This window comes from Pseudomonas emilianonis, from assembly GCF_023072625.1.
GTDB lineage: Bacteria > Pseudomonadota > Gammaproteobacteria > Pseudomonadales > Pseudomonadaceae > Aquipseudomonas > Aquipseudomonas paraveronii.
Map to the genome: position 1 here is coordinate 1 of NZ_JAKNRV010000597.1, position 2,004 is coordinate 2,004.

At 63.9% G+C, this 2,004-nt stretch carries 2 protein-coding genes; both read right to left on the minus strand.

Annotation, left to right across the window (positions count from 1 at the left end; genetic code table 11):
* Positions 1-504: lipopolysaccharide heptosyltransferase II (gene waaF, locus L9Z73_RS29835; RefSeq protein WP_247408514.1), on the minus strand; the 504-nt coding region annotated here is incomplete at its 3' end.
* A 192-nt stretch (positions 505-696) separates the two neighbouring features.
* The coding region (gene glnE, locus L9Z73_RS29840; RefSeq protein ID WP_247408516.1) for a bifunctional [glutamate--ammonia ligase]-adenylyl-L-tyrosine phosphorylase/[glutamate--ammonia-ligase] adenylyltransferase at positions 697-2,004 on the minus strand (1,308 nt) is incomplete at its 5' end.

Here is a 2,004-nt window from a genome sequence, read left to right on the forward strand (position 1 = left end):
GAACTTGGCCAGGGCCGCGTCGCGGGTGATCGGGTCGATCTGCAGGCTCGGGCGCGGGTACGGCGTCGGCAACTCGGCACCTGGCGCGAAGGCCAGGGCCATGAAGCGTTCGATCATCAGCGGGTAGCGCGCCTTGTCGAGCTTGCGCACGTCATTGAGCAAGCCGTAGCGAAACTCGCCGCGCCAGCCGGTGCGCAGGGCAATGCCGGCGAAAAACGGCACCAGCGCCGATTTCATCGAGTTGGGCAACAAGATCGCCTGGTCGTACTGGCCGGCCAGGGATTTACCGATGCGACGGCGGGTCGCCAGTTCGAGGGCGCCATGGCCGAGCGGGAAGCTCAAGGCCTTGCGCACTTGCGGCATGCGCTCAAGGATCGGCCGGCTCCACTCAGGGGCGAGCACGTCGATTTGGCAGTCGGGATGACGTTGTTTCAGGCACTGGAACAGTGTCTGCGCCATCACCATGTCACCGACCCAACTGGGCCCAACGATCAGAATATTCATGTAGTTTCCACAAACGATGCGGGGAGGCTTACGCCTCCCCGCCTCGATGATTACTGTAGGGCGTGCATTGTGTGGGAGCGGGCTTGCTCGCGATAGCATCACCGCGGCCTGATAGACAGACCGTAGCGCCTGCACCGCGAGCAGGCCCGCTCTCACATAAAGCCGGTTTCCACATTAGATTGGCGCCGCTCATTAAATCGAGTGTGAGCTTAACCCCAGTGCCTGCCAGATTCGCATCACCTGGCGCCGTTCGTCGACGAACTGATCCCCGGCAACCGTACCGGCCTCTTTCTGCAAGGCCTGGCGGTGAGCCGCGGAACGGTAGGCTTTATACACCTCGCGCAGCAAATGGGCATCGGCGGCGGGCATCAGCCCGACCTGCTCCAGGCCCTCCAGAATGCGGATATTGTCGGTGTAGCGCAGCAACGATGGATGTTGCGCAGACCACGCCAAAGCGGCGTATTGCACCATAAATTCAATATCGACGATACCTCCCGCGTCCTGCTTGAGGTCGAACACCGCCGTGGGTTCGAAGGCATTGGCGCCGGTACCGGCCGCCGTGGCCCGGGTCCCCAGGTTGTCGCGCATCTTGGCGCGCATCTCGCTGACCTCCTGGCGCAGCTTCGTCAGGTCGCGCTCACGGCCCAATACCTTGGCCCGCACCTGCTCGAAGGCGCGGCCCACATCCTGGCTGCCCACCAGCACCCGCGCGCGGATCAGCGCCTGATGCTCCCAGGTCCAGGCCTCGTTTTCCTGATAGCGCGCGAAGGCGCCGAGGGAGCTCACCAGCAAACCGGATGCGCCCGAAGGTCGCAGGCGCATATCCACTTCATACAATTGCCCCGAGTTGGTCTGCGTGGTCAGCAAGTGAATAATCCGCTGGCCCAGGCGCGTAAAAAACTGCGCGCCGTCAATCGGCTTGGCACCATCGGTTTCGGCCTGCGGGTCGCCGTCGTGGATAAACACCAGGTCCAGGTCCGAACCATGCCCCAATTCGATGCCGCCGACTTTCCCATAACCGACAATGATGAACCCAGGATCGCACACGGTGCCGTCCAGCCGTTGCGGCGCGCCGTGGCGAGCGACGGTCTGGCGCCAGGCCAGGGCCAGCACTTGTTCGAGGATGGCTTCGGCGAGCCAGGTCAGGTAGTCGCTGACTTTCATCAGCGGCAGGCTGCCGGCGATTTCCGAGGCGGCCACCCGCAGGCGGTGGGCCAGCTTGAAGTGCCGCAGGGCTTCCATCTGCTGCTCAAGGTCATCTTCGGGGATGCGCGTGAGGCGTTCGCGCAATTCGGCGGCGAGTTCCGGCGCCAACGGCGGTTTGAACAAGCGGCCCTCGTTGAGCAATTCGTCGAGCAACAGCGGGAAGCGGGTGATCTGTTCGGCGATCCACGGGCTGGCGGCGCACAGGGTCAGCAGGCGGCGCAGGGCGTCGGGGTTCTCCGTGAGCAACACCAGATAGGCCGAGCGACGGGCGACGGCTTCGACCAGCGGCAATAC